The sequence below is a fragment of the Sphingomonas paeninsulae genome, assembly GCF_003660165.1.
Classification (GTDB): domain Bacteria; phylum Pseudomonadota; class Alphaproteobacteria; order Sphingomonadales; family Sphingomonadaceae; genus Sphingomonas_O; species Sphingomonas_O paeninsulae.
Genome location: NZ_CP032828.1, coordinates 407,439 through 431,668, shown reverse-complemented (window position 1 = coordinate 431,668; position 24,230 = coordinate 407,439). Strand labels below are relative to the sequence as shown.

General features: G+C 59.9%; 26 protein-coding genes. 17 read left to right on the top strand and 9 right to left on the bottom strand.

The window, feature by feature from the left end:
• Positions 1 to 45: 45 nt before the first annotated feature.
• Together D3Y57_RS03260 and D3Y57_RS03255 are read left to right on the top strand one after the other, a co-directional pair.
• Positions 46 to 1,314: a cytochrome P450 gene (locus D3Y57_RS03260; RefSeq protein WP_239025721.1), complete on the top strand. Its 1,269-nt coding sequence runs from the start codon at positions 46 to 48 to the stop codon at positions 1,312 to 1,314.
• A 30-nt stretch (positions 1,315 to 1,344) separates the two neighbouring features.
• Positions 1,345 to 2,091, top strand: a complete 747-nt coding sequence (locus D3Y57_RS03255; RefSeq protein ID WP_121151295.1) for a glucose 1-dehydrogenase — start codon at positions 1,345 to 1,347, stop codon at positions 2,089 to 2,091.
• A 178-nt stretch (positions 2,092 to 2,269) separates the two neighbouring features.
• On the opposite strand, the gene D3Y57_RS03250 is transcribed toward D3Y57_RS03255, so the two are convergent.
• On the bottom strand, positions 2,270 to 2,959 hold the full coding sequence (locus D3Y57_RS03250) for a TetR family transcriptional regulator (protein WP_162986913.1): 690 nt from the start codon (positions 2,957 to 2,959) through the stop codon (positions 2,270 to 2,272).
• Between the two features lie 140 nt (positions 2,960 to 3,099).
• Between D3Y57_RS03250 and D3Y57_RS03245 the strand changes: the two genes are divergently transcribed.
• The 8 genes from D3Y57_RS03245 (at position 3,100) to D3Y57_RS03210 (ending at position 11,480) form a co-directional block, all read left to right on the top strand.
• Positions 3,100 to 4,329, top strand: coding sequence for a CaiB/BaiF CoA transferase family protein (locus D3Y57_RS03245; RefSeq protein ID WP_121151291.1), 1,230 nt, complete (start codon positions 3,100 to 3,102; stop codon positions 4,327 to 4,329).
• Between the two features lie 14 nt (positions 4,330 to 4,343).
• The gene (locus D3Y57_RS03240) at positions 4,344 to 4,652 is read left to right on the top strand and encodes a hypothetical protein (RefSeq protein ID WP_121151289.1); all 309 of its coding nucleotides are present in this window, start codon (positions 4,344 to 4,346) and stop codon (positions 4,650 to 4,652) included.
• A gap of 11 nt (positions 4,653 to 4,663) precedes the next feature.
• A complete protein-coding gene (locus D3Y57_RS03235) occupies positions 4,664 to 6,169 on the top strand; it encodes a class I adenylate-forming enzyme family protein (RefSeq protein ID WP_121151287.1) in 1,506 nt (501 codons plus the stop codon).
• Positions 6,166 to 7,215 (top strand): enoyl-CoA hydratase/isomerase family protein, encoded by a 1,050-nt coding sequence (locus tag D3Y57_RS03230; RefSeq protein WP_121151285.1) that lies wholly within the window; start codon positions 6,166 to 6,168, stop codon positions 7,213 to 7,215. Before D3Y57_RS03235 ends, D3Y57_RS03230 begins: the two co-directional genes overlap by 4 nt.
• A gap of 52 nt (positions 7,216 to 7,267) precedes the next feature.
• Entirely contained in the window at positions 7,268 to 8,125 is an 858-nt protein-coding gene (locus tag D3Y57_RS03225) for an SDR family NAD(P)-dependent oxidoreductase (RefSeq protein ID WP_121151282.1), read from the top strand.
• 12 nt (positions 8,126 to 8,137) lie between these two features.
• Positions 8,138 to 8,935: a crotonase/enoyl-CoA hydratase family protein gene (locus D3Y57_RS03220; RefSeq protein WP_121151280.1), complete on the top strand. Its 798-nt coding sequence runs from the start codon at positions 8,138 to 8,140 to the stop codon at positions 8,933 to 8,935.
• A 122-nt stretch (positions 8,936 to 9,057) separates the two neighbouring features.
• Positions 9,058 to 10,113 carry a DUF7064 domain-containing protein gene (locus tag D3Y57_RS03215; protein WP_121151278.1) on the top strand — a complete coding sequence of 352 codons (1,056 nt, stop codon included), beginning with the start codon at positions 9,058 to 9,060 and terminating at the stop codon, positions 10,111 to 10,113.
• Positions 10,110 to 11,480, top strand: coding sequence for a phosphotransferase family protein (locus tag D3Y57_RS03210; RefSeq protein ID WP_121151276.1), 1,371 nt, complete (start codon positions 10,110 to 10,112; stop codon positions 11,478 to 11,480). Before D3Y57_RS03215 ends, D3Y57_RS03210 begins: the two co-directional genes overlap by 4 nt.
• A gap of 165 nt (positions 11,481 to 11,645) precedes the next feature.
• Here D3Y57_RS03210 and D3Y57_RS03205 read toward each other — a convergent pair whose 3' ends face one another.
• The gene (locus D3Y57_RS03205) at positions 11,646 to 12,533 is read right to left on the bottom strand and encodes a CPBP family intramembrane metalloprotease (RefSeq protein WP_121151274.1); all 888 of its coding nucleotides are present in this window, start codon (positions 12,531 to 12,533) and stop codon (positions 11,646 to 11,648) included.
• Positions 12,534 to 12,913: 380 nt separating this feature from the next.
• Here D3Y57_RS03205 and D3Y57_RS03200 point away from each other — a divergent pair, with 380 nt between their 5' ends.
• A complete protein-coding gene (locus D3Y57_RS03200; RefSeq protein ID WP_121151272.1) occupies positions 12,914 to 13,549 on the top strand; it encodes a PEPxxWA-CTERM sorting domain-containing protein in 636 nt (211 codons plus the stop codon).
• A 283-nt stretch (positions 13,550 to 13,832) separates the two neighbouring features.
• On the opposite strand, the gene D3Y57_RS03195 is transcribed toward D3Y57_RS03200, so the two are convergent.
• The 4 genes from D3Y57_RS03195 to D3Y57_RS03180 form a co-directional block, all read right to left on the bottom strand.
• A complete protein-coding gene (locus tag D3Y57_RS03195) occupies positions 13,833 to 14,573 on the bottom strand; it encodes a VOC family protein (protein ID WP_121151271.1) in 741 nt (246 codons plus the stop codon).
• Between the two features lie 10 nt (positions 14,574 to 14,583).
• The gene (locus D3Y57_RS03190) at positions 14,584 to 14,889 is read right to left on the bottom strand and encodes a DUF1428 domain-containing protein (protein ID WP_121151270.1); all 306 of its coding nucleotides are present in this window, start codon (positions 14,887 to 14,889) and stop codon (positions 14,584 to 14,586) included.
• A complete protein-coding gene (locus D3Y57_RS03185; RefSeq protein ID WP_347400378.1) occupies positions 14,886 to 15,356 on the bottom strand; it encodes a glutathione S-transferase family protein in 471 nt (156 codons plus the stop codon). Before D3Y57_RS03185 ends, D3Y57_RS03190 begins: the two co-directional genes overlap by 4 nt.
• 218 nt (positions 15,357 to 15,574) lie before the next feature.
• Complete coding sequence (locus D3Y57_RS03180) at positions 15,575 to 16,009, bottom strand: VOC family protein (RefSeq protein WP_205590048.1); 435 nt, start codon at positions 16,007 to 16,009, stop codon at positions 15,575 to 15,577.
• A gap of 64 nt (positions 16,010 to 16,073) precedes the next feature.
• On the opposite strand from D3Y57_RS03180, the gene D3Y57_RS20360 reads away from it, so the two are divergent.
• Positions 16,074 to 16,265, top strand: a complete 192-nt coding sequence (locus D3Y57_RS20360) for a hypothetical protein (RefSeq protein ID WP_205590047.1) — start codon at positions 16,074 to 16,076, stop codon at positions 16,263 to 16,265.
• 143 nt (positions 16,266 to 16,408) lie between these two features.
• On the opposite strand, the gene D3Y57_RS03170 is transcribed toward D3Y57_RS20360, so the two are convergent.
• Positions 16,409 to 17,311, bottom strand: coding sequence for a LysR family transcriptional regulator (locus D3Y57_RS03170; protein WP_121151268.1), 903 nt, complete (start codon positions 17,309 to 17,311; stop codon positions 16,409 to 16,411).
• Between the two features lie 90 nt (positions 17,312 to 17,401).
• Here D3Y57_RS03170 and D3Y57_RS03165 point away from each other — a divergent pair, with 90 nt between their 5' ends.
• A complete protein-coding gene (locus D3Y57_RS03165) occupies positions 17,402 to 18,268 on the top strand; it encodes an aldo/keto reductase family oxidoreductase (RefSeq protein WP_121151266.1) in 867 nt (288 codons plus the stop codon).
• Positions 18,269 to 18,835: 567 nt separating this feature from the next.
• Here the strand turns inward: D3Y57_RS03165 and D3Y57_RS03155 are convergent.
• Entirely contained in the window at positions 18,836 to 19,219 is a 384-nt protein-coding gene (locus D3Y57_RS03155; RefSeq protein WP_430738992.1) for a nuclear transport factor 2 family protein, read from the bottom strand.
• Positions 19,220 to 19,399: 180 nt separating this feature from the next.
• A complete protein-coding gene (locus tag D3Y57_RS03150; RefSeq protein WP_121152090.1) occupies positions 19,400 to 19,735 on the bottom strand; it encodes a DUF2322 family protein in 336 nt (111 codons plus the stop codon).
• A gap of 473 nt (positions 19,736 to 20,208) precedes the next feature.
• Here D3Y57_RS03150 and D3Y57_RS03145 point away from each other — a divergent pair, with 473 nt between their 5' ends.
• The 4 genes from D3Y57_RS03145 to D3Y57_RS03130 all read left to right on the top strand — a co-directional run bounded on the left by D3Y57_RS03145 (position 20,209) and on the right by D3Y57_RS03130 (position 24,197).
• Positions 20,209 to 21,090, top strand: a complete 882-nt coding sequence (locus D3Y57_RS03145) for an OmpA family protein (RefSeq protein WP_121151262.1) — start codon at positions 20,209 to 20,211, stop codon at positions 21,088 to 21,090.
• 338 nt (positions 21,091 to 21,428) lie between these two features.
• Complete coding sequence (locus D3Y57_RS03140; protein ID WP_121151260.1) at positions 21,429 to 22,070, top strand: dihydrofolate reductase family protein; 642 nt, start codon at positions 21,429 to 21,431, stop codon at positions 22,068 to 22,070.
• A 515-nt stretch (positions 22,071 to 22,585) separates the two neighbouring features.
• Positions 22,586 to 23,464, top strand: a complete 879-nt coding sequence (locus tag D3Y57_RS03135) for a sensor histidine kinase (protein ID WP_239025809.1) — start codon at positions 22,586 to 22,588, stop codon at positions 23,462 to 23,464.
• Positions 23,454 to 24,197, top strand: a complete 744-nt coding sequence (locus D3Y57_RS03130) for a LytR/AlgR family response regulator transcription factor (protein WP_121151256.1) — start codon at positions 23,454 to 23,456, stop codon at positions 24,195 to 24,197. Before D3Y57_RS03135 ends, D3Y57_RS03130 begins: the two co-directional genes overlap by 11 nt.
• The last annotated feature ends 33 nt before the right edge of the window (positions 24,198 to 24,230 follow it).

Here is a 24,230-nt window from a genome sequence, read left to right as displayed (position 1 = left end):
CCTCACGCTGTCCGGCGCGTAACACATTAAGAAAAGGAGCGAATTATGGCTGACCTTATGGAAATCATGATGAGCGAGCCGCCGGAAGAGCCGGTGATCCTCGACGTGCCTGCGCCCGATTATGTGCCGCGCAACCTCATTCGTGACCTTCGCAACTTTCAGGGACAGCGGCCCAATACCTGCCCGGAACCCTATGCCCATACCGAGCGGCTGCGCGCCGACGACATCCCTCCGGTGATGTGGTCGCCGTTTCCGGCAACATGGATTACCGGCGGAAACTGGGTGCTAACCCAGTATAAGGATTGCGCCAAACTCTATCAGGACAGCAAGACGTTTGGATCGCATGGTCAGGCCGATTTCCAGAAACTGATCGGCGAGACGTTCAAGTGCATTCCTCTGTCGTTCGACGGCCCTGAACACATGGCCTATCGCCGGTTCCTCAATCCTTATTTCACCCAGAAAGCGGTGGGGGAAATGGACGCCGACATCCGTGCGCTGTGTGACGAGATGATCGACGATTTTCTGGCAAAGGGCGGCGGCGACTTTGCTTATGACTTTGCGCGGGTATTCCCTGTCAAAGTCTTCTTCAATTTAATGGGCTTTCCCCATTCGATCCTCGAACAATTCCTGAGCTGGGAATATGAAATTCTCCACACCCGCGACTTCGCACGCATGGGTGCCGGTGTTGCGGCTGTCCTCGACTGGCTGCGCACATTCATCCATGAAAAAGAAGCGCATCCAGACGATGGCCTGAGTTCGAAGATCGTCAACGGCTCGATCGACGGTCGCCCGCTGACCGATGACGAGAAGATCGGCACGATGTTCTTCCTGTGGCTCGGCGGGCTCGATACCGTCGCTTCCACGCTGGGGCAGATGTATCGTCGTCTGGCACTCGATCACACGCTTCAGCAGCGCTTGCGCGAGCATCCTGAACTGATCACCGGCGCGATCGAGGAGTTTCTGCGGATGCAGCCACTCGTCAATTCGTTTCGTCAGCTCAAGACCGATCTGACGTTGCACGGCGTCCAAATGAAAGAGGGCGACTGGGTGCAGGCGCTCACGGCGGTCAGCAACTTCGACCCCGATACATTCAAATGTCCGCGCGACTTCGATCCTGAGCGCAAGGCGAACCGGCACTTTACGCTGGCGAGTGGCGCGCACCTTTGCCTCGGCGCACATCTTGCCCGTCAGGAAATGAAGATCGCGCTGGAGCATTGGCTAAAGCGCGTACCGATGTTCAGCATTGCAGACGGTGACGACATGACCGTTCTTCCCGGCCTGCTGTCGGTAACCAACCTGCATCTGACCTGGTAAATTCACCCAAATACTATTGGAGAGATACATATGCGTTTTGAAAACAAGGTGGCCATCGTTACCGGCGCTGGTCAGGGCATCGGCGAAACCTATGCTAAGCGGCTCGCGGCGGAAGGCGCGAAAGTCGTCATCGCCGAACTGAACGAAGAACAAGGCAAGCGCGTAGCTTCCGAAATCGGTGACGCTGCGCTGTTCGTAAAGACTGACGTTGCGGACCCCGCTTCATGCGCCGCCCTTGCCGCGGCGACAAAGGCGAAGTTCGGCGGGGTCGATTACCTCGTCAACAACGCTGCGATCTTTGCTGGTATGCGTTACGAGCCGCTGATGTCGGTCGACCTCGACTATTATATGAAGTTCATGGCGGTGAACCTGCACGGTGCGCTGTTCGTCGCGCGCTCGATCGTGCCGTTGATGGAGGGGCGCACCGGTGCCGCAATCGTCAACCAGTCGTCGACCGCTGCTTATCTGTCGGGTGCCGTGGGTGCTTATTACGGCATTTCGAAACTCGCCACCAACGGCATTACGATGAGCCTCGCCGCCGAACTCGGCCCCAAGGGTATCCGCGTCAATGGTGTTGCACCCGGACCGACGCTTACCGATGCGATGCGTCAGGTCGATGAGCAGGTCATTGCCGGGATTCTCACGCAGATGCCTCTCGGTCGCCTTGGCGACACCAACGAACAGGCCGATGCGGTGTTGTTCCTGCTTTCGGATGCGGCATCATTCATTACCGGCCAGACGATCTGCGTCGATGGCGGCATGATCCGCAAACCCTGAAGTCGCGCAATCGGGGGAGGTGTTCTGGCATCTCCCCCGATTTCAGGTATTATTGTCCGCTGTTTTTCGACCATCGGCGCTTGTCAGGACGGAAACTGCAACGCGGCATAATCCTGCGCCCGGTGCCGGATGTGAAGCACGATAACCTCCGACTCCGCGCAGTAAAGATCAGAGTGATCTAGTTCGAAACGGCGCGCTTGGTTTCTTCCCGCTCGACCTCGTCTATGACCGACCAACCGAACCCCGCCGTGACTGTGTGGGCGGCGGCTATTTTCATCTGCGGGAAGGTAACCCGGCCACGGCCATTATAAATATGCGCCAGTGCGCCAAGCCGTTCGAGCATCATCAATAGCGTTCCGGCGCTGGCATAGGGAACGAATCCCCGCGCTACCCGACCGTCGCGCTGTGCCGCTTCTATCTGTTCCACCATCGCCAGCATGAGTGGCAGGATTGATCGTTCGCGCATCCCCACGAACCGCTCATCGCCCTCTTCGGCCGCAAGGTTTCGCGTCCGCATCAACGGACGGTGTTCGTCCCAGTAGCGGATATAGCTTTCGACCATCTCGACCGCGCGGTCATGCCCGGTTGCGTGATCCCAGGGCGCGTTAACGATCGCCAGTATCTCGGGCGTGCTCTGCGAGAGTTCGGCAGTCGCGGCCAGGACGACGTCGATCACGGTGTCGAAATAAACGTAGAATGTGGCCGCAGACACATTGGCCATTTGCGCGATATCGACGACTTTCAGGTCGCGGAGCGGCGTCGTCGCGAGCAGTTCCACGGTCGTGTCGATAATCTTGCGCCGCGTGCGAAGGCCCTTCGAACCCATCGTCTGGCCGCTTTGATTCTGTTCTGGCGTCAACCGTTTCAACCTAATTTTTCCCTACGTCCCAGCCAATAGCTATACACATCGGTTTACAGAGCGGAAGCGCTGCGATATCAGGACTGACACATCGTCAGTTTTTCGGATACCTTTTAATTAACAGGATTCGGCGGCGGGAGAGGAATTATATGACTCAGGTAATGAAGGGCGTTCGCGTTCTTGAAGTTGCGCAGTTCACCTATGTTCCGGCTGCAGGTGCTGTGCTGGCCGACTGGGGCGCAGATGTTATCAAAATCGAACACCCCGTGCGCGGCGATGCCCAGCGCGGCATTCTTATGCTGCAGCGCCTGACGGTCAATCCGCAGCGCAGTTCGTTCATGCAGCACCCGAATCGCGGCAAGCGGTCGGTTGGCATCGATGTCTCGACGCCTGAAGGGCAGGAGTTGATTTATGAACTCGCCAAAACATGCGACGTTTTCCTGACCAACTACCTCCCGGCGCAGCGCCAGAAGCTCAAGGTCGACCTCGAGCACATTCGTGCCGCCAATCCCGATATCATCTACGTCCGTGGCTCGGCGTTCGGTGACAAGGGGCCAGAGCGTGAGAAGGGTGGCTTCGATTCGACCGCATTCTGGGCGCGGGGCGGATCATCGAAACTCGTCACGCCGCATGAACTCGCAGGGCCGCTGCTTCAGCCAGGGCCGGCTTATGGCGACACGATCGGCGGCATGAACATCGCTGGCGGTATCGCGGCGGCCCTGTTTCACCGCGAACGCACCGGCGAAACCACCGAAGTTGATGTCTCGCTGCTGTCGTCAGGTGTGTGGGCAACAGCGTGCAGCATCGACGTCGCAATGGAGTTGCAGTCGGATCCGTTCGCTGCCGCCATGCCGGGTGCGATCGATACTGGCACCAACCCATTCGTTGGTGTGTTTGAAACCTCCGATGGTGGACATATCAACCTGACGGTGCTGAAACCCGGCCCCTATATCGACGATACGTTCGCACATCTCGGCATCGCCGAACATGCGAGCGATCCGCGTTTCTCGACCGACTTGCTGCTGATGGAAAATGCCCCCGCGGCCCGTGCGCTCGTTGCCGAAGCCTTCAAAAAGCACCCGTTCGCTTATTGGACGCAGCATCTGAAAACGATGAAGGGTCAGTGGGCAGCGTATCAGACTGTGTTCGACGTCACGACCGACGAGCAGGTGCTGGCCAACGACTTGATCTTTGAGGTTGAATCCGCCGATGGTGGGCCACCGATCAAGCTGGTCGCCAATCCGGTGCAATTCAACCATGCCAAGGTTGAAACGACCCGCGCGCCCGAACCGTCCGAACATACCGAACTGGTATTGATGGAACTGGGCCTTGATTGGGACCGGATCGAAGAGTTGAAAAACAAGGGCGCAATAGCCTGAAGAGGATCTGAATTATGGAATTGAAGCCCGGTTCGCGTTGGAAAAGCGCTGTTTGCACGACCGAAGTTGTTATCGTCCGCCCGTCGAAGGGCTCGGTTAGCCTTGAATGCGGCGGCCACCCGATGGTCGCGCTTGCCGACACGGCGCCCACCGGCCTCGAGCTGTCTCCCGACTTTTCGGGGGGCACCTCGGTCGGCAAACGCTATTTCGATGATGAGGCTGGTATCGAGGTTCTGGGCAGCAAGCCCGGCAAGGGGACGCTCGGTGTCGATGGCCGTCCGCTGACAATCAAGGAAGCCAAGGCGCTTCCGGCGTCCGACTGAGTTCAGAAACCATGCAGATCTCGCTCCTCCTCGAAATGGCCGCTGAGAGCTTCCCCGACCGGGCTATGGTGTCCAATGGGCTCGCCGGTCCTGATGGCCCTATCCTGGGCGGCGAAGTGCTGGCCCGTGCCCGCGCTGGGGCTGCGTGGTTGGCAGGGCAGGGTGGCGAGACTCTGGTGTTTTGTGGCCTTAACGGGCCCGCGCTGCCGATCGCCCTGTTTGCAGGTGCGATTGCCGGAATGCCGTTTGCGCCGATCAACTATCGTCTGACGGACGCCGATCTGTGCCGACTGCTCGCCCGGACCGCACCGTCGGTTGCCATCGTCGATGCCGACATCATGCCGCGTGTTACCGGCACGCCCGGCGTTACACTGGTCACGCGAGAAGCGTTCGAAGCGGCCTGTCTGGACCCCGCCAACCGCGCGATCGAATTGCCCGAAAGCGAACAGGACATTGCCGTTTTGCTGTTCACCAGTGGCACCACTGGTGAACCAAAGGCCGCCGTCCTGCGTCACGGCAACCTCAGCTCCTATGTCGTCTCGACCGTCGAATTCATGGGTGCCGAAGAAGGCGAAGCCGCACTTATCAGCGTGCCCCCTTATCATATTGCTGGCATGTCGGCAGTGCTGACAGGCATTTATGGCGGCCGACGCCTTGTCTATCTGCCCGCTTTCACCCCTGAAATCTGGGTCGATACGGCGATTGCGGAAAATGTGACCCACGCGATGGTCGTTCCCACGATGCTCGGCCGTATCCTCGACGTGCTGGATGCGCGCGGAATTACCCTGCCGGGCCTGCGCGCGTTGTCCTACGGGGGCGGGCGGATGCCGCTGCCGGTTATTGAGCGCGCGTTGAAGCTGATGCCGCACGTCGATTTCGTCAACGCCTATGGCCTTACCGAAACCAGTTCGACGGTCGCGGTTCTTGGTCCCGACGATCACCGTGCTGCGATCTCATCTGAAGATGTTCTCGTCCGCGCGCGGCTCGGATCAGTGGGTCGCCCGCTGCACACGCTCGAACTCGAAATCCGCTGTCCCGACGGCAAGGTGCTTCCGGCCCGTGAGTCCGGTGAAATCCATGTCCGCGGCGAACAGGTGGCGGGCGAATATCTCCACAAGAAACTGATCGGCGACGATGGCTGGTTCGCGACCAATGACGCGGGCTGGCTTGATGAAGGCGGCTATCTGTTCATCGAAGGACGTCTCGATGATGTGATCGTGCGTGGCGGGGAAAATATCTCTCCCGGAGAAATTGAGGACGTGTTGCGCGCCCACCCCCGTGTTCGCGACGTCGCGGTTCTGGGGTTGCCCGACGACCAGTGGGGCGAACGTGTTGCCGCCGTACTCGTCTGCGACGGCGAACAGCCCGCAATTGCCGAACTGACCGAATGGGTGAAGTCACGGCTGCGCTCGACCAAGACGCCCGAGACATGGGAGTTCCGCACCGAGCTGCCCTATAACGAAACCGGCAAACTGCTCCGTCGTGTGCTGAAGTCCGAGCTGACGACGACAGCATGAAGCGCGACAGGGTGGCCGATATCGACCATCTCGACGCTGAAGCCTTTTCAGCGCTTGGCTCCACTCCGATTGTCTGGATCGACGTGGCTGAACCCGGAGCGGCCGCGCGCGCCGAAACCCTTTCGCGCACTACGCAGGCGATTATTGGCGGGATTGACAGGGGAGGGGAGTGCTGTCGGTTTGATGTGGGTTTTTATGATCTGGTTTTGACCAGTAAAGTGGCGCCCGCTGCGCCCTGGATCTCTGTGGCGGACCCGTGGAAAGCTGCGGAGAGCATTACTGCGGCGGTTGTGCGGAATCCGATTGCTGCGTCAGCTACGGCGCAAGTCCTTCGTATGGGCGGAAATTTGCCGTTCGAACAGGCTTTGCAGCTTGAGTCCTTTGCCTATTCCACCTTGCTTGGCGGGGCGGAGTTTCGCGCGTGGCGAGCCGCTCAACCAAATCGTGCCCCGCCAGAGTCCAGCGGTCCCTATTTGCACATAAGCCGCGATAATGACCTTGTTACGGTCACTTTTGCGCGCCCCGCAGAGCGTAACGGCATTTGCGCGGGGATGCGCGACGCCTTGCACGAAGCTATTTGCGCGGTTTTGGACGATCCCAGTGCCCCGGCGCTGGTGTTGAAGGGCGACGGCGCGTGCTTTTCCACGGGCGGCGACCTTGCGGAGTTTGGCACCGCGACCGATCTCGCCGCCGCCCATGCCATCCGCACGCTGCGATCCTGTGCGCTGCGCCTTTACGAACTGGGCGACCGGGCGACCGTCATGCTGCACGGCGCGTGCATCGGTTCGGGGATCGAGATTCCCGCCGCCGCCGCTCATCGCCACGCCCTTCCCGGCGCTTTCTTCCAGCTTCCCGAACTTGGCATGGGCCTGATGCCGGGGGCAGGCGGGACCGTCAGCATCGCCCGCGCCATCGGTCGCCACCGTACCTGTTATATGGTGCTCAGTGGCCGCCGCATAACAGCAGAGACCGCAGCCCATTGGGGCCTGGTTTCCCCTGTCGCCATCACCCCCGAAATGCCAAACGACTCGCGTGTGTCGAATTGACATCAAAGTGTCATTACGCCATCGCCATAGCGATACAGACCGAGGGACGGATATGAGCCTTTCAATCGACCTGACCGGACAAGCGGCACTGGTAACCGGCGGCGGCGGCGGCATCGGTCGCGCCATCGCTCTGCGTCTTGCCGATGCCGGTTGCGATGTCGCAGTTGCCGATATCGTTCCCGAACGCTGCGAGGAAACGGCGGCCAAAATCCGTACCGCCGGACGCCGCGCGCTCGCTTTGCCGACTGATGTGATGGACAAGGCACAGGTTCGTGCCGCCATCGACCGTACACAAGCCGAATTCGGACGCTTCGACATTCTCGTCAACAATGCCGGTGGCGTATCCCGGCGCGATTTCGTCGATCAGTCCGAACGGAGCTGGCAACGTCATATCGACATTAACTTTACTTCGATGCTCGCCGGAGTTTCCGCCGCAGTACCCCTGATGATCGCGGGCGGGCGAGGCGGATCAATCATCAATGTCAGCAGTATAGAGGGCACTCGCGCCGCCCCCGGATTCGCCGTTTATGCCGCGTGCAAGGCCGCGATGGAAAGCTTTACCAAATCGATGGCGATCGAACTGTCGGCGCATAATATCCGCGTCAACGCCATCGCGCCGGACCACACTGTAACGCCCGGCAATCGTGGTAATCGCGCCGGGCCGGTCGATCCCGCCGCATGGACGCAACCGACGCCCGAAGCACAGGATGCGATGGACCGCCTTGTCCCCCTTGGTCGTGAGGGCGTCGATGTGGAATGTGGCGATGCGGCCGCGTTTCTTTGCTCCTCGCTCGCCTGCTACATCACGGGCGTGGTGCTGCCGGTTGATGGCGGCACGGCTGCGGCCGCGGGCTGGCATCGCGATTCCGCCGGTGCCTGGACGCTCGCTCATGGCCTGAACTTTGGCTGAGGAGCCCCAGAAATGTCGATAATCCTGACCGAACGTCACGGCCCGATTGCCGTTCTGAAACTCAATCGTCCCGATGCGATGAACGCCCTTGGCGCGCCCGGCGATGGCGAGGTCATTCAGGCCGCCTGCGCCGCGCTCAACGCCGATTTGACCGTTAGCTGCGTGATCCTGACCGGTGAGGGCAGGGCGTTCTCTGCCGGTGGCGATATCAAGGCGATGGCCGACCCCAACGGCTCCTTCTCTGGCACCGGCCTGAAAATCCGCAACCATTATCGCGACAATATCCACCGCGCCGCCCGCGCGCTCTACAGCCTCGACATGCCGGTGATTGCCGCCGTCAATGGCGCGGCGATCGGCCTCGGCTGCGATGTCGCGTGCATGGCCGACATCCGCATTGCGTCGGACAAGGCCAAGTTCGGTGTTACCTTCCTGAAACTCGGACTTGTCCCCGGCGACGGTGGATCATGGCTGTTGCCCCGCGTCATCGGCATGAGCCGCGCCGCCGAATTGTTCTTCACTGGCGATGTGATCGACGCGACAATGGCCGCCGAATGGGGGCTGGTCAGCCGGGTCGTGCCGCATGACACGCTGATGGTCGAAGCGATGGCGCTGGCGACGAAGATCACCGCGCTTCCTGCCCATTCGTTGCGCCTGACCAAGACATTGATGCGTCAGGGTCAGAATACCAGTTATGACACCGCGCTCGATATGGCTGCACTGGCTCAGGTCAATGCCCATGCGACTGCGGATTACCGTGAGGGCGTTGCCGCGATGATCGATAAGCGGCCGCCTGTTTTCATTGGAGAATGACACCTCCTCCTTCCTCCCCGTTTCCCTGACGCGGCGGTAAAATTCTTACAATCCTCAAAACCCTCAAATCTTCAAAATCCTTTCGACATTCAGAAACATCACAACATCCACGGAGACACAATATGACCGACGATCCAGCACTTGCGTTCAAGCTCGAGGACGATTGCTACCACCAGCTTTCGGACGATCCGTATGAGACGGAAACCAATTGGTGGTCGTTCAATATTCCCGAACGGAAAATCGGCTGCTGGATTCACACGCCCTATTATCCCAACCGAAAGACCGTGACGTGGCGGATCTTTGTATGGGATGACGAAGGAGTCGAGCCGGGTCGCCTCGCCTATTATAAAAAGGTCGAGGAAGCGCCGATGCCGGACAATCCCGACCTGCGCGACATCACGTTCCCACAGGGCGGTTACAGCCTGAAGATGATCGAACCGGGGATGAAATACCATCTTCACTATGAGGATGCCGAACGCGGTTTCGCGCTCGATTTCACGCATACCGGTGTTCACGCGCCGCACCGTTTCCAGCCCGGTGAGCCGCCCTTTATCCAGACTCCGCATTACGATCAACTCGGCCATGTCGTCGGTACGATGACGCTGCGTGGCGAAAAGATTGCGATCGACGGCGTTGGCGTTCGCGACCGCACATGGGGTCCGCGTGGTGGTCCGTATCAGATGAGCCAGAAGAAGCACGCGCCCGACAGCAACCGCGTCAAACACCCCGGCGGCCCGTTGTGGCGCCAGATCGAACGCGAGCGCGGACGGGGCCGGATCGAATATATCTACGGCCATTCGCTCGATTTCCAGACCGGGTTCCTTGGCTTCGTTCGTATGCAAGAGGCCGATGCGAAGGGCTGGGCACCGATGAATGTCGGCTGGTTGTTGAAGGACGGCGTGTTCGGACGGATCGACAAGGACAAGTCGCGGATGCTGAACTTCCGCGATCCGATCGCGGGCTGGAACAGCCATATGCTCGTCGATCTGACCGACGATCAGGGCCGCACGATGGAGGTCGAAGGCCAGTCGGTCAGCCGCATGAGCGAGGGTGGCTATGGCCTCAACCAGCTTATGCGCTGGGAAATGGAAGGTAAGATCGGCTGGGGCGAGGATCAGGACGTGTGGGTCGGCGACCATTATGCCCGCATGGTCAATGCGTTGAGGACGACGCGGTGAGCGAACTCGCTGCCCTGCTTCCACCGGGATTGTTCGACGCGGTGGAGGCGGCGGCGGGTGTCGCCGTCACCGCCGTCCGCCCACGCGGTGGGGGAGGGGCATCGCGAGAGGGAGCCGAGCTGACTCTGGTATGGCCCGACGGACGCACCGCCGACGCCTATATGAACTATGACGTCCACCGGGCTGGCGCGGGTGACGATGCCGCGTTCCTGCGTGAAGCCGCGATCCTGCGCGCATTGTCCGGTCCGTTTGCCGGTTCTGGCGTCCAGACTGCGCGTTTCATTGCCTCGATTCCCGACCTGCGCGCGCTCGTCGCCGAAAAGGTGTCGGGCGAATCCAATTTCCAGATGCTGAAGGGTGACCCCGTGCGCCGCGATGCCGTCGCCGCCGATTTCATGACTCAGCTTGCCGCCCTGCACCGTGTCGATCCGAACGGGGTCGAGGGCGTACCAGCGCCGCCCAGCGTGCGCGGTGAAATCCTGATCCGCATCGCCGCCATTCGGGAGAGTAACGAAGCGAGCAACAATCCGGTCGTCCGCCTTGCCGCCGACTGGCTGGAAGCGAACATCCCGCCCGAACCGACGCGCATGGTCGTCGTCCACGGCGATGCCGGTCCCGCCAATTTCCTGTTCGACGGCGACAAGGTGACTGCGTTGCTCGATTGGGAACTGGTGCATATCGGCGATCCGATGGCCGATATGGCGATGATCGCGCTGCGGATGCTGTTTCAGCCGTTCGTGCCTCTGCCTCAGGTGTTTGCCGCTTATGAGGCTGCGGGTGGGGTCAAGGTCGATGTGGCGCGCGTGCGTTACTGGCGGCTGTTGTTTCAGGCCGGTTTCGCAAGCCGTTCGCGCCTTGACGACCCGACCGCGCCGCCGCCGCCCAATCTGGGCATGAACATGGTCTATTCGATGGTTCACCGTCGCGTATTGGCAGAAGCTCTGGCCGAAGCGAGCGGCGTTACCCTGTCGCCGGTTGCCATGCCCGATGCACCCGAGGGGCCGCACGCGCGATCGTTCGCCATCGCGCTGGACGATATCCGCGACATGATCGTGCCGCGCATCGCCGACCAGCAGGCTGCGGTAAAGGCAAAGGGTTTGGCGCGACTGGTGAAATGGTGGCGCGATATCGAACGCTTTGGCCCCGGCTTTGCGGCTGTCGAAATCGCGGAACTGTCGGCGGCTCTGGGGAAACCCTTTGCCACGTTGACGCAGGCTCGCGCGGCGCTTGGCGCGGCGGTTGTGGCAGGGGCCATCGACCAACCGACCGCAATCCGCCTTTGCCATGCCGGGGTCGCACGCGATTCCGCACTCATGGCCGATGCGATGGGTGGGCTTGCCAAGGCGAGGTTCGCGCCGCTGGAATAGAGTAGGGCTGACTCGGCTTTATTGTCCCGAGCGTTACCCTATGTCTCAAATCAGCGATCGGTCTGCACAGCGATGGTTCGGCAGACCGCGAGTGGTCGGCTCCTGTCAGTCCGCTTTCGATCAGAAAAGCCAGCACGATGATGGCCAGCACGATGGGTAGTGCGCTCAGGTGGTGCGACCGCGTTGCCATACCGGGCGCACGATCTGGCCTCGGCGGACAGCGACCGCGAGCAGCGCTATGACGAATAGTGTGGCGAGAACAAGCGCCGGGATCGAGGCGTCGGTGCCCCCGCGACCGCCCGTGAGCCAATCTGGCCCTTCCAGATTCGACAGGACGAATCCACGAGGTCCGATGGATGTCATCGCATCGCCATACAAAGCGACTTGAGCGAATTTCCAGGCTGCTTGCAGCCCGATCGCGGCCCACAACCGTCGCGTCACCATATATAAAACGGCAAATAGCAATCCGGCTTCCAGCGCAACGGCGAGCACGGCCAATGGCGTCGCGTCATCGCCAAAGAGGCGCACTACCCCGAAGAAGATCATGGTCAGCAGCAGGCTAAGCCAGCTTCCAAGCAATCGCTCGACCAGCCGGAAACCGAGTCCGCATACAATTATGACCAGGATAATGGCGGTGGAAAGCTTTACGACGAACGGCAAGAGCATAACGGACGGCGGATTGAAACCGACGATGCTAACGCCCCCAAGCAGACTTAGGATTGCGAAGGTCCCGAAGGACAAAGCCAGTCCCCCGCAGAAGCCCAGACCGAGTTCTTTCAGCCACCCGCGATCGCCGAGTTCCTCAATATAGGAGCGACGCTCGACGATGCGGACAAATATACAATAGACCGCGACTGTCGCCGCCGCGCCGATTAACGGCAAGAAGTAACGGGCTCCCGGAACATGGGTGACAGATCGGAAGCCGAGACCGAGCGGACTGATCGCAAGGGTCGCCACGAAGAGCAGGCCTGCCGCAACAACGGCGAGCATCATCGGAAGATGTATGACCTGCCAAATCTTGCTATCGGGCGGCGTGATAGGTTCGACAGGCATGATGTGCCCAGGTCCATCCAGCCGTACTAAAGCGCGCGAGCGAGGGAGGTCGGTCAAATCTGTCTATCCTCGCTGTAATATCCCCGTGTCGGGTTTGGTAGTGCTTATAAGAGAACTGGCTGCCCTAGCAAGGTTTGGGAAAGAGGAGCGAGCGCTGTCGCATCGATCTTAGTTTCTCTCAACCATCATAGTGCATTCGTTATCGAGGGCGCGCTCTGCGAGGCGCAGGTCACCATGACCAATTAGTCCCAAATTGGGAACCGCGCTGTTCTCAATTGAACGATATTCGGAAAGGCTGCAGTCTTCAGGCCTGCGTATCGGGTGTGGTAAACAATGTATCGTGTTTACGCATTCAGGGGCATTAATCGACGGAGGCGAAGATGAAGGTTTGGAAAGCCATATCGGCTGTGTGCTTGCTGGTTTCCACCCTGCCGGCAAACGCTGTGACTTACACCGTTGGACCGATCGACAGTGGGCCGATCGACGTGACCTCGTCGTTCAATCCTGGTTACACGCTGATCGATTTCAATGATGGCACTTCCCCCTTTACAGGCGGAGCTGTCATATCGGGCACAACTACAGGGCAATATGTTGCGCCCGCAGGGGATACGACCCCTTATTTCTCTGTCGGACCAAGCACAAGCAGTCCAGCTTCGCTCGCGCTTTCAGCTATAAACCAGTTGAGCTTTTACTGGGGAAGTATCGATACTTATAATACGATCTCATTCGACGGATTGAGCCAATCTTTTAGTGGCGCTATTTTCGGCGGCACTGACTCTGACGTATCGCGGCCGTCGCGCCAGGTGACATTTTACTTTTCGCCAGCCGAATCCGCCGCACTGACGGGCATCAGCCTAAGCAGTAGCTCAAATGCGTTTGAACTCGACAATCTAATATTCGGATCAGCGGCTCCAGAGCCAGCGACCTGGGCAATGATGATCTTCGGCTTCGGCGCGGCGGGTGTCGCCATGCGTCGCCGTCGGAAGCCTGCAACGCGCGTTTCATACGTCGTCTGATTATACCTCTCATGCGGGTCTTCGGAAACCGAAGGTCGCAAGATTGACGGCTCGTCCACTCCCGCAAGCGTATACTTGCGGGAACAGTTTCTAAGCCGCTGTATGACCGCAAGTCTAAAGGTTTCGGATGCCGGCCCATTGCGGAACCGGAACGTCGAATGCAGGTGCGTGATGTTGTCCCTCGCCATGGTCGAACCACAGCACCGTGGTCAGCGTGTTGTGCGCGAAGGTCATGTGCGCTCTCCCGATACGAAACCGACCGACGCGCCGGTGGGGTCGATCGTCAGAATGATACGCTGACCACCGGGCACATCCATCGGCCCCATGATGACACTGCCCCGCCTGCCTTCACTTTATCGACCGCTACATCGACGTCTGGAATTGCGAAGTAGAAGGTGAACTTGACAGGCTGCTCCGGTGCCGATCGGTCCATCACCGCGCCGATCCGGGTGTCGCCCACATCGATGAAGCTGTAGTCACCGCTCGGCCCCATCGGCATCGCCTCGTTGGAGACCCAGCCCAGTAAATCCTTGTAGAACGGCAGCGCCTTCTTCTGATCGGGCACGACCAGCTCGTTCCAGCTGCAACGGCCCATCAGCGTGGGCGAGAAAGCCGTACTTTCGGTGTCGCCCTTGTCTGAGGCGACCATGTCGGACGCGGGCTTCATCAGATAGAAGATCGCACCCTGTGGATCCTCAACCAGCGCGATCCGGCCGACCTGCGGGATGTCGAACGGCTCCATATATTTCTTGCCTCCCGCCGCAACGACGTCCGCCGCCTTGGTATCAACATCCTCGACATGGAAATAGGCGAGCCAGATCGGCGCGGCCGGGAAGTCGGGCATATTGATCAGGCCGCCGATGCCGGTGCCTTCGCCGGTTGCGTTCCAGATCGTGTAGGGCTCGCCGCTCATGCCGGGGAAGCTCGTGGTCGTCCAACCGGTGATGTCGCCGTAGAATCGCTTTGCAGCCTCGGGGTCGGGCGCGTTCAGTTCGTACCAGATCGGTTTTCCGTAGGTCGTCATCCTCTTTCTCCTATGCGTGGGCAGTATCGAAGACCGGTGCAAAGCCGCCGAAGATCGCGGTCGGTCCGTTCCATGCCGGCTTGTTGCCGGCCATGCGCGGATCGCTCATCAGCGCGTTCCAGGCGTCATCGCGCGTCGCCTTGTCGGGCCATTCGATCCAGCCGAATACGACCGTCTCGTCGTCCGTTAGGTCGACGGCGCGGCGAAAATCCGTCACCTTGCCCTGGGGAACGTCGATGCCCCAGCCATCGCCGCCATCGCTGTATAGCCCGCTTTGTCGGGCGACGGAATCAGGAAGCCCTTGGACATAGGTCATGCCGACATCTCCTCCTGTGCGTCTGCGGCTTCGTAGAGCGCGAGCTGGTCGCCCATGGCTTTCACATGTGCGGGCCGCGCCTCGCCGCGCGCGACATAAGCGGCGAGCCTGGGGTACGCCTGCAATATGTCAGTTCCGCGAAGGCCGCCGAGCACCGATATCATCATCAGATCGCCGACTGTAAATGCCTCGCCGTCAAGCCAGGTTTTGTCGCCCAGCGCCGCTTCGAGGTCGGTGAGCCGCCCCTCGAGGTCCGCGATCACGCGTGGGCGGCGCATCGGTGACCATGGTTTTTCGGCCTCAAACACGTCGACGACGGCGATCTGCATCACCCATGGTTCGACCGAATTGAGCGCCGCGATCAGCCACTGGATCGCGTTCAGTCGGGCATCGGCGTCGTCGGGGAGCAATCCTTTCCCCTTCTCTGCGATACGCAGTGCGATTGCACCCGATTCAAAGATCTCCACCCTACCGTCCGAATAGGTCGGGACTTGCCCAAACGGCTGGTAACGGCGGTGTTGCGGGCTCTTGGCGGAGGGCCGTCGACCTCATAGGCCTGACCCACTTCCTCGAACGCCCAGCGCGCGCGCAGATCGCGAACGAAACCGCGCGCGAACGGCGGCACCCATTTGAAGGTGGTAATGCGTAGAAGGTCGCTCATCGTATCTCTCCCGGTTGGATGGTATCAGGCCGCTTCCGTCTCAGATTGCGCCATCGCGGCGACGGCGGCGTCGAGGTCCATGTGCAGTGGCCCGAAGCCGTGCCCGTCAAGGTCCTCGAAAGCTCGGCTGTACATGAAACCGAGATCTTCGGGATCGTGCCCCTCGCGCCCGCCAGCCGCGATCGCTGCTTCGGTGATGGCGTCCACCTCAGCGCGGCTGTCGAAGCCCAGCGCTATCAACGCGCCACTCGTCCCATGCGTATCGGCGATCGGCCTGGTTGTAAGTGTTCGGTAAAATGCGTGACCGACGAGCATGATGGTGATCGTGTCGGTCCACATCATCGACGATGCATGCTCTGCGGAGAATTGCACGTTCTTCTCGAAGCCGATCGCTTCGTAGAACGCCGTCGACTTGGCGACGTCGGCGACTGGCAAATTCACGAAGATCATCTTTGCCATTGAAACCACTCCTTTGCGAATCACTGTTTGCACGGAATGAGCGGGCTAGTTACAAAAAGCAACTATGCAGTTATTAAAAGTGACTGAAGGAGAAAAGGCCACGGCGAAGCGTTGGTATGACGACGCCTGCGGCACCGCGCTTGCGATGGAATTTATCGGCGAGCTGACCGGCGTGCCGCTCCGGGTCGAAGGCGATATCGATATCGCGTATCGCTTTGTCGATCTCTTCCCCTTGCCGGAGAAGATCGCGGACTGAATCAGGAAACTGACGGCTCCGCGCCGTACATAGAGCAAAGAGCGGTCGGACAGCAGTGCGCGCCCGAAGCAGTCATTCCCTGTATGCCGCGAGCGTCAAATCGATTGCGCCAGTGTTCTGCCCGGTTTTGGAGCTGGTTCCAATCAGGTTGGAACTTTGATGAAATCGAGGAAAGCGCGAAGCGGTGCCGGGACGAGGCGGCGACCTGAATAATAGAGGAACGGCCCAGAAAAGGGCTGCCACCAGTCCTCGAGCAGAGGTTCGAGTGCACCGCTTTCCATATGGGGACGCAGCCACCCTTCGAACAAATGGATGATGCCGCCGCCCGCAATCGCGACATCAACGGCAAGGTCAGTGGCGGCACCGACGCGCACTACCAATTGCCCTTGAGGCTCGACCAGCATCACTTCGCCCGATCGCTCAAACTCCCAGGGGCTGGTCAATGCACCGCTTGCAAAGCGACCGAGCAGACAGGTGTGTGACAGAAGGTCGCGCGGATGTTGCGGGCGACCGCATCGGTCGAGGTAGGCCGTGGCAGCGGCGGTGGCCATTCGTTGGACGCGCGGTCCGATGGGAACCGCAATCATGTCTTGCTCAAGGCGCTCGTCGTAGCGAATGCCGGCGTCGCATCCCGATGCCAGCACATCTACGAAGCTGTCATCGGCAATGATTTCGATGCATATGTCGGGATAAGCTGCCAAAAACCCAGGCAGGATCGTGGGCAGTACCAGGCGGGCGGCGCTGACCGGCACGTTAAGGCGCAGCGTTCCCGCCGGCCGATCCCGGAAACCATTGACGATATCGAGCGCCGCTTCGACCTCGACCAACGCGGGCGTCAGCCTGTCGATCAAGCGCGCGCCGACCTCGGTTGGCGTCACGCTGCGAGTAGTTCGATGCAGCAGGCGGACGCCGAGATGCGCTTCGAGACGACGTACCGCCTCGCTCAATGTCGACGCGCTCGTGCCACCGGAACGTGCAGCCTCGCGAAAACCGCGCCCCTGCGCCACGGCGAGGAAGGCGTTAAGGTCACGGAGATCCGTCATTATTGTCCATTTATCTGCACAGCCCGTGCTGGTTTTGCCGGATTATCATGATGGTCCGCAATGCCTATCTCGTTTCCATCACAGGAGAAGACCATGCAGACGATCGAACAGGCAGGGACATACAAACTTGGCGGACGCACGGTGCGGCGCCTTGGCTATGGGGCCATGCAACTTGCGGGCCCCGGCGTTTTTGGCCCGCCGCGCGATCATGCCACGGCGCTGGCGGTATTGCGCGAGGCTGTGAATCTGGGCGTCAACCACATCGATACGAGCGACTTTTATGGACCTCATGTGACCAACAAGATCATCCGTGAGGCACTGTCGCCTTATTCGGACAATCTGGTTCTGGTTACGAAAATCGGAGCAAAACGCGGCGATGACGCATCGTGGAACCCGGCGTTTAGCGCGGCTGAGCTCAAACAGGCGGTGGAAGACAATCTACGCAACCTTGGCCTTGAGGTGCTCGATGTCGTGAACTTACGGATCATGTTCGGTACTCACGGCCCTGCGGAAGGATCGATCGAGGCGCCGCTCATGGCTTTGGCCGAACTGCAGCAACAAGGATTGGTTCGTCACATTGGCCTCAGCAACGTGACCGAGGCGCAGGTGGTGCAGGCGCGCGATATCTGCGCGATCGTTTGCGTGCAGAACCAGTATAATCTGGCGCATCGCAATGACGACCCGTTGATCGACACGCTCGCTGCGGATGGCATCGCCTATGTTCCGTTCTTCCCGCTGGGCGGATTTTCGCCATTACAATCTTCAGTGCTTTCTGAGGTGGCCGAGACGCTTAAAAAAACACCCATGCAGGTTGCGCTCGCCTGGCTTCTGCAGCGCTCGCCCAACATCCTGTTGATCCCCGGAACGTCGTCGGTCGCCCATCTGAATGAAAATCTGCAAGTGGCCGGTCTGGTGCTTGATACCGAACATCTTCGAAGGCTCGATGCAATCGGATCCTGACATTCATGCTCCATACGATTAAAAGCCGTCTGTCCGGAATCGGCCAGCTATTCCCGTTCCGAGCTATCGTTTGTGCGCAACTTAGACGCCCGGTGTTGGGGGAAAGCTGCCGTTCGCTGGATCAATGCTGGTCGTAGCGGACAGGGATGTTCCGGCGCTTCGCCCAAGCATCGATACAGTCAATTGGCTTGCGTGGGCGAGCCCTGCTCCGGCTTAGGATGATCCGCCTGTAGTCCTCGTCGAAATTCACGCCGTCACCCGCTGGGCCGGGAGCGTCAACGTTGAAAACCGCACCGCAACGCTTACTCTCTCGCAAATACTCTGCCCACCACCAAACCTTAGGGGTCATGCTGCTGAAAGGGCAAGAAGGATGAGCATGGCCAATCATCCGCCCATTCGGGAACGTCCGCAAGTGGACGGAAGCGGACATGATGCGGGCGGGAAGGGCTGCAAAGCCCCGTCGATAGCCTCCGTCGCGAACAAGCGAATCACACTCTGCCGGTAAGGTGCGGGGCTGTCGGAACCTGAGCGACCATAAACTTAAGTATGTTTCAGGTACCTTGGGGATCAGGCGAGGGTCAGAAATAGCTCCGCCTCGATCAGCCAGTCATTGCCGATCTGCCGCCATTTAGCGCTGTAATTCCCGCTGGCGAGAGGGGGGCCGTCCGTGGTCGCTACGCCTACCCACTGCCCATGTTCAAACGCGATGGGCTCGATCGGAGATATAACGATGGTCTCAGGCGTGCGGGTATAGACGGTGCGCCCGGGCGAGCTGAATTCGCGCTTCCAAGCGAAGAGTTGCGCCTTGCGGCCGGAGATCAGCGCGCTGTCGGTGCCGGCGACAAGCACAGCATTTGGCGCCAGGATTGACCCAATCGCGGCTAGGTCGGCATCGGTGAGCGCTCGGTTAAAGGCGGCACGCGCCATCCGGATTGCGATTTCGGGCGTCATGCTTATCCGTATCCTTTTATCTGCGTTATCGCGTGCCCACGTGTCTGCCGAAGCACAGATAGCCGGAGACGTGCAATTCATGCCGCGGCGCGCGCCCTCGCCATGGGATCCAGAATAGCGAAAGCCAGTCCTGAACGGCGCTAATGGCCTGAACGGCGCTAATGGGGCGTAGCAGCGCGGTCAGCGGCTGACGGCGATGACTTCGATACTCAGCGGCGTACCGCCAGCGGCAATCGCAAGCAGGCGGTCGACATTCGGATGCGCGCCCGGGCGGTTGCGCGCATCCGCCGTGTGCTCGGCAAACACAACCAAGCCATGTTCGGCCGCTTTCGCATCCAAAGTATCAAAGAACTGCTTCAGATATTGGTAGACGGCCAGCGAGCCTTGCTTGCCTGGCTGATTTTCCATGCTGGCGACCACAGCTCCCTTCCCATCGACGAGGTCGATGCGTTGCACGCAATCGATTGGCGGCAATTGCTGAAGGTTATCCTTGAACGTCGCGCCTGGTTGAATCATCGCCAGCATTTCTCGAATTCCTGAGTTAATTGCCCGCGGGCATGTAACACCCTCTTCGGATGGCTGCTATGAGGCGCGCGAAGATCGGCGCCCTACGGCTGCCTTTGTGAAGGTTTTCGGATGCCGGCAAATAGGCTGTGCGTCCGGGTGAGGGCCGGCATCCGCGAGCCTCCAGTGGAGGAACTCTATCAGAACATGAACCTTTGCTTGGCGAGCGACGTCTGCATCGGTTTGTCGCGAGTTGCGCTCGAATTAACGATAAACCGCCAGTGTTACCGGGGCTGTTCATATGCCAGACAGGTAAATCTGAACACGCAGAACATCCATCGCGTTCAGGTGTAGCTTTCACGCTGCCTACCTTGCGCAACTAAATGGAGGGGTTCTCGCAGCCGAATACGACATTGTGCGGTCGGCGGTCTGACGAAAAGCTGCGATCCGCAGGCCCGAATGGTCGAGTTTGAAGGAGTAGCGCAATGAATATCATTTCCAAAAGTCCAAGAGTTCTCTTGCTGGTTACAATGCTTGCCGGCGTAGCGTCGGTCAGCGTGTCTGCGCAGACGCAGGAGCCGCCGGCGGCTCCGCTCGCGGTGACCGTTTCTGACACGAGCCCGCCTGACCGGTCTGCAATGACCAAAGGGCCTGAGATAGAGGGCATCATCTCCGCGCGCAGCGGCGACAGGGTGCAGGTCACGGCCGCCGACGGTGCCAAATCGATCATTACCATCGACGATTCCACCCGTATTACTGCCAGCAAGGGCCTCTTCGGCATCAACCGCGACAAGCTTGCGGCGACGTCGCTGCTCAATGGCCTGCCGGTGACAGTCAAGACCTTGCAGTCGGGCAATTTCCTTCTCGCAAGTCAGGTCATGCTGACCGGCAAGGATCTCAAGACTGCCTCGATGATCCACAATGGCACCGACCAGCGCTTTGGCGAACAGACCGCAGCCACCGAGGCGCTGCGCGGCCGCATGGGAGACATCGACAAGTATAACGTCAAGAGCACGACCAACGTGAACTTCGACACGGGCAAGGCGGTCGTGTCTCCGCAAGCTAAGAGCGAACTCTGCGCGGCGGCAGCGGCTGCCGAGGGGATGAATAACGCCCTGCTGCTCGTCGTGGGTTACACCGACTCTACCGGGAGACCGGAATTCAATCAGGTGCTCAGCGAAAAGCGGGCCAGTGGCGTCGTCAACTATCTCCAGCAGGCCTGCCATTGGAAGCCCTATCGCATGTTGACCCCCACCGGGATGTCCGAAGCTGACCCGTTGGCGGACAATAATACCGTCGAAGGTAAAGCACAGAACCGTCGCGTTTCGGTGAACGTTCTGGTCAGTAAAGGCCTCGACGGCCTGTGAGGCGCGCGGGGTGGGCTTTGCCCACCCCGGGTTGTTGGCCTAGGCGCTTTTGGGGTGTGCTCCGGCAATGCGATCAACGTCACAGAACGGCTTTTGTGGTGCGGCATGGCGTGATCGATCATCTTGAGCGCTAGTTCCGGTCGAGTGACCTGAAACAACACCCCTTTATCCACACAATAATGTAGATACATTTATCACCGAGGCGATCGGGAGCGACGCGGCAAACGGGTTACGAGACTTGGCTGGAAGCGACATGGCCCACCCTTCTCCAAAGGGCGGTGTGCGGCGGTTGAAGGCAGAACGGTGATGGCACATCGCATACACAAAGGGAGGCTGTGATGGGACAAGTCAGAGTTGCTGGGTTTAGTGTGTCACTGGACGGGTTCGGTGCCGGACCCGAGCAGAGCCTTCAGGATCCTCTCGGTAAGCGAGGACCGGAACTGCACCGCTGGTTCGTCGGCACGAAAAGCTTCAAAGCCATGTTGGGGCAAAGCGGTGGTTCCGAAGGCGTGGACGATAGCTATGCCCATCGCTCTATGGACGGCTTCGGCGCCTTCATCCTCGGGCGGAACATGTTTGCGTATTCGCGCGGCGAGTGGACAGATGACAACTGGAGGGGGTGGTGGGACGAGAACCCACCGTATCACGCACCGACCTTCATCCTGACGCATTACCCCCGCGATCCGATCGTTATGGAGGGAGGCACCATTTTCTACTTCGTGACGGACGGGATCCGCGCGGCGCTCGAGAAAGCACGCGCCGCCGCTGGTGACCTGGATATCAAAATTGGCGGCGGCGTGTCCACGGTCCGCCAATATTTGCAGGCCAGCCTGATCGACGAGCTGCACTTTGCGTTCTCTCCGGTTTTGCTTGGACGGGGCGAAGCGATGTTTGAAGGCCTGAACCTTCCCGAACTCGGATATCGCGTGATCGAGACCGCACCCACCGAACTCGCCACGCACGTCGTGCTCGGCCGTTAGGAAAAGGCGGAGGTAAAAACGCGCGAGCCGTCGCAGCCTTCAGCGCCCATCAGGTTCAAACAGAATCCGCCTGCGTCGCTAATGACGCGGGGCACGGCAATTTCGACAAGCGACCTACAGCCTTCGACCAATGGCTAATCCCCGGATGCGTGCTTGAGCGGGGCAGGGTACAGTGGATCAATGCTGACCGACGATCGAACCACCGAGCCACTCGCTCCGCACGTTGCGCTCATCTCGATCGCGTGCTTTTGGGCATTTTATTTTGTAATCTGGTCCCTGCGCGGAGCGGTACTGTATCAGCATAATCAGCCTGGTATGCTGGGTTCTCGCGCAATTGTGTCAGCAGGCAGCGCGGGATTGACCGTGATCTTCTTTCTGCTGATGCGCCGCGTTTCGGCGATGCGCCTTAGGCGTAGCATCGGTCTTGCGCTCTTGCTCGCGGTGCCCGCCGCAATACTTTATTCTGCGCTCAACTGGTACATGTTCGACCATATCGGCGAAGGCGCGGTGATGCAGTGGCATTGGTCAACGATGACATCTGCACCAAGCGCGGTCCCACCACCACCACCTCCTCCTCCTCCGCCACCACCTCCGACTCCGGGTTCGATGTCGGTGGGCTTTGGCACGATGCCGTCCCAGACCGGTGCGGAGATGACCCGCTTCAGGCGATCGCGGATCAGGCCGCCAATGGCTATTTCTTCTTTATCGCCTGGGCGGCCCTTTATCTGGCACTGTGCTATTCTGCCAAAATTGGCGCGCTGGAGCGACGGACCGCAACGCTGCACGCCGCCGCTCAATCCGCAGAGCTCAGGGCCTTGCGCTATCAGATCAATCCACATTTCCTTTTCAACACGTTGAACTCGCTGTCGTCGATGTTGCTAGGGGGCAAGCGCGACGAAGCCGAGCGGATGATCCTCAACCTCGCGACATTCTACCGCACCAGCCTGACTGGCGATCCGACTGAAGACGTGCGATTGTCCGAAGAAATAACGCTGCAACTGCTTTATCTCGATATTGAGAAGGTGCGCTTTCCCGATCGGCTGCTCGTCAAAATCGATGTCCCCGACGCATTGCTAAGCGCTTGCGTTCCTGGCCTGATCCTGCAGCCGCTCGTGGAGAATGCGGTTAAATATGCGGTCTCGCGCGTGAAACGGGTGGTGACGATCCGGATTGCAGCGCAGGAAGTCGCAACTGGATTGTCGCTCACGGTGGAAGACGATGGCGATGCGATCTATGTCGATGCGATAGAAGGCGGCATCGGTGTCGGCCTGCGCAATGTCCGTGATCGATTGACCGCGCGCTACGCAGACGAAGCCACCTGCCATTGGGGCCCGAAAAGTGACGGCGGCTTCGCGATAGTGCTCAAGCTTCCGCTGGTGCGTGATGGCTGTTGAGGGCAGGCTGCGTACGCTGATCGTCGACGACGAACCGTTGGCGATCGAGCGGTTGCAGATCCTGTGCGCGCAGATACCGGGGATCGATCTCGTTGGAACTGCGTCCGATGGTGAGGCGGCGCTGCGGCTTATCGAAGCGCTGCTGCCTGAGCTGGTACTGCTCGACATCTCCATGCCGGGGCTTGACGGACTTGGTGTGGCGCGCGCGCTCGAGGGAAAGGCCAAGCGCCCCGCGATCATCTTTTGCACCGCTTTCGATCAGTTCGCTGTGGCGGCGTTCGATGTCGCGGCAGTGGGCTATCTGCTCAAACCGGTCGCGCCAGAGCGACTTGCCAGGACAGTTGCCCGTGTCGCCGAAGCGCTCGCCGCGGTCGACGCCGCGCCTGATACTGTACCGGCGTGGGTCGAAGAGTTCTGGGTGCCGCACCGCTCCGAGGTTATTCGTATCGCTGCCACGACCATCGAACGGATCGAGGCGGAGCGTGATTATATGCGACTTCACATCGGCCCGCGAAGTTTTCTGCTTCACCAAACGATCAGCGCGCTTGAGCAGCGGCTCGACCCGGCGCGCTTCATCCGGCTGCACCGTTCAACAATCGTTCGGCGTGACTTGATCGCCAAGCTCCGTCACGACGGGCTCGGCACTTGGTACGCTGTCCTTGCCAGCGATTGCGAGATACGGATCGGGCGCAGTTATCTCACCTCGGCGCGCACGCTGATGAAGCGCGGATAGTTGGCTCGCATCTACCTTCGTATGGGCCTCGAT

Excerpts from the sequence above, each read along its gene's own strand:
- D3Y57_RS03215 (WP_121151278.1), top strand. The coding sequence starts at position 9,058 with ATGACCGACGATCCAGCACTTGCGTTCAAGCTCGAGGACGATTGCTAC.
- D3Y57_RS03220 (WP_121151280.1), top strand. The coding sequence starts at position 8,138 with ATGTCGATAATCCTGACCGAACGTCACGGCCCGATTGCCGTTCTGAAA.
- D3Y57_RS03255 (WP_121151295.1), top strand. The coding sequence starts at position 1,345 with ATGCGTTTTGAAAACAAGGTGGCCATCGTTACCGGCGCTGGTCAGGGC.
- D3Y57_RS03150 (WP_121152090.1), bottom strand. The coding sequence starts at position 19,735 with ATGATTCAACCAGGCGCGACGTTCAAGGATAACCTTCAGCAATTGCCG.
- D3Y57_RS03200 (WP_121151272.1), top strand. The coding sequence starts at position 12,914 with ATGAAGGTTTGGAAAGCCATATCGGCTGTGTGCTTGCTGGTTTCCACC.
- D3Y57_RS03195 (WP_121151271.1), bottom strand. The coding sequence starts at position 14,573 with ATGACGACCTACGGAAAACCGATCTGGTACGAACTGAACGCGCCCGAC.
- D3Y57_RS03225 (WP_121151282.1), top strand. The coding sequence starts at position 7,268 with ATGAGCCTTTCAATCGACCTGACCGGACAAGCGGCACTGGTAACCGGC.
- D3Y57_RS03235 (WP_121151287.1), top strand. The coding sequence starts at position 4,664 with ATGCAGATCTCGCTCCTCCTCGAAATGGCCGCTGAGAGCTTCCCCGAC.
- D3Y57_RS03145 (WP_121151262.1), top strand. The coding sequence starts at position 20,209 with ATGAATATCATTTCCAAAAGTCCAAGAGTTCTCTTGCTGGTTACAATG.
- D3Y57_RS03190 (WP_121151270.1), bottom strand. The coding sequence starts at position 14,889 with ATGACCTATGTCCAAGGGCTTCCTGATTCCGTCGCCCGACAAAGCGGG.
- D3Y57_RS03165 (WP_121151266.1), top strand. The coding sequence starts at position 17,402 with ATGCAGACGATCGAACAGGCAGGGACATACAAACTTGGCGGACGCACG.
- D3Y57_RS03205 (WP_121151274.1), bottom strand. The coding sequence starts at position 12,533 with ATGCCTGTCGAACCTATCACGCCGCCCGATAGCAAGATTTGGCAGGTC.
- D3Y57_RS03230 (WP_121151285.1), top strand. The coding sequence starts at position 6,166 with ATGAAGCGCGACAGGGTGGCCGATATCGACCATCTCGACGCTGAAGCC.
- D3Y57_RS03180 (WP_205590048.1), bottom strand. The coding sequence starts at position 16,009 with ATGGCAAAGATGATCTTCGTGAATTTGCCAGTCGCCGACGTCGCCAAG.
- D3Y57_RS03240 (WP_121151289.1), top strand. The coding sequence starts at position 4,344 with ATGGAATTGAAGCCCGGTTCGCGTTGGAAAAGCGCTGTTTGCACGACC.
- D3Y57_RS03155 (WP_430738992.1), bottom strand. The coding sequence starts at position 19,219 with ATGACGCCCGAAATCGCAATCCGGATGGCGCGTGCCGCCTTTAACCGA.
- D3Y57_RS03130 (WP_121151256.1), top strand. The coding sequence starts at position 23,454 with ATGGCTGTTGAGGGCAGGCTGCGTACGCTGATCGTCGACGACGAACCG.
- D3Y57_RS03245 (WP_121151291.1), top strand. The coding sequence starts at position 3,100 with ATGACTCAGGTAATGAAGGGCGTTCGCGTTCTTGAAGTTGCGCAGTTC.
- D3Y57_RS20360 (WP_205590047.1), top strand. The coding sequence starts at position 16,074 with ATGCAGTTATTAAAAGTGACTGAAGGAGAAAAGGCCACGGCGAAGCGT.
- D3Y57_RS03140 (WP_121151260.1), top strand. The coding sequence starts at position 21,429 with ATGGGACAAGTCAGAGTTGCTGGGTTTAGTGTGTCACTGGACGGGTTC.
- D3Y57_RS03260 (WP_239025721.1), top strand. The coding sequence starts at position 46 with ATGGCTGACCTTATGGAAATCATGATGAGCGAGCCGCCGGAAGAGCCG.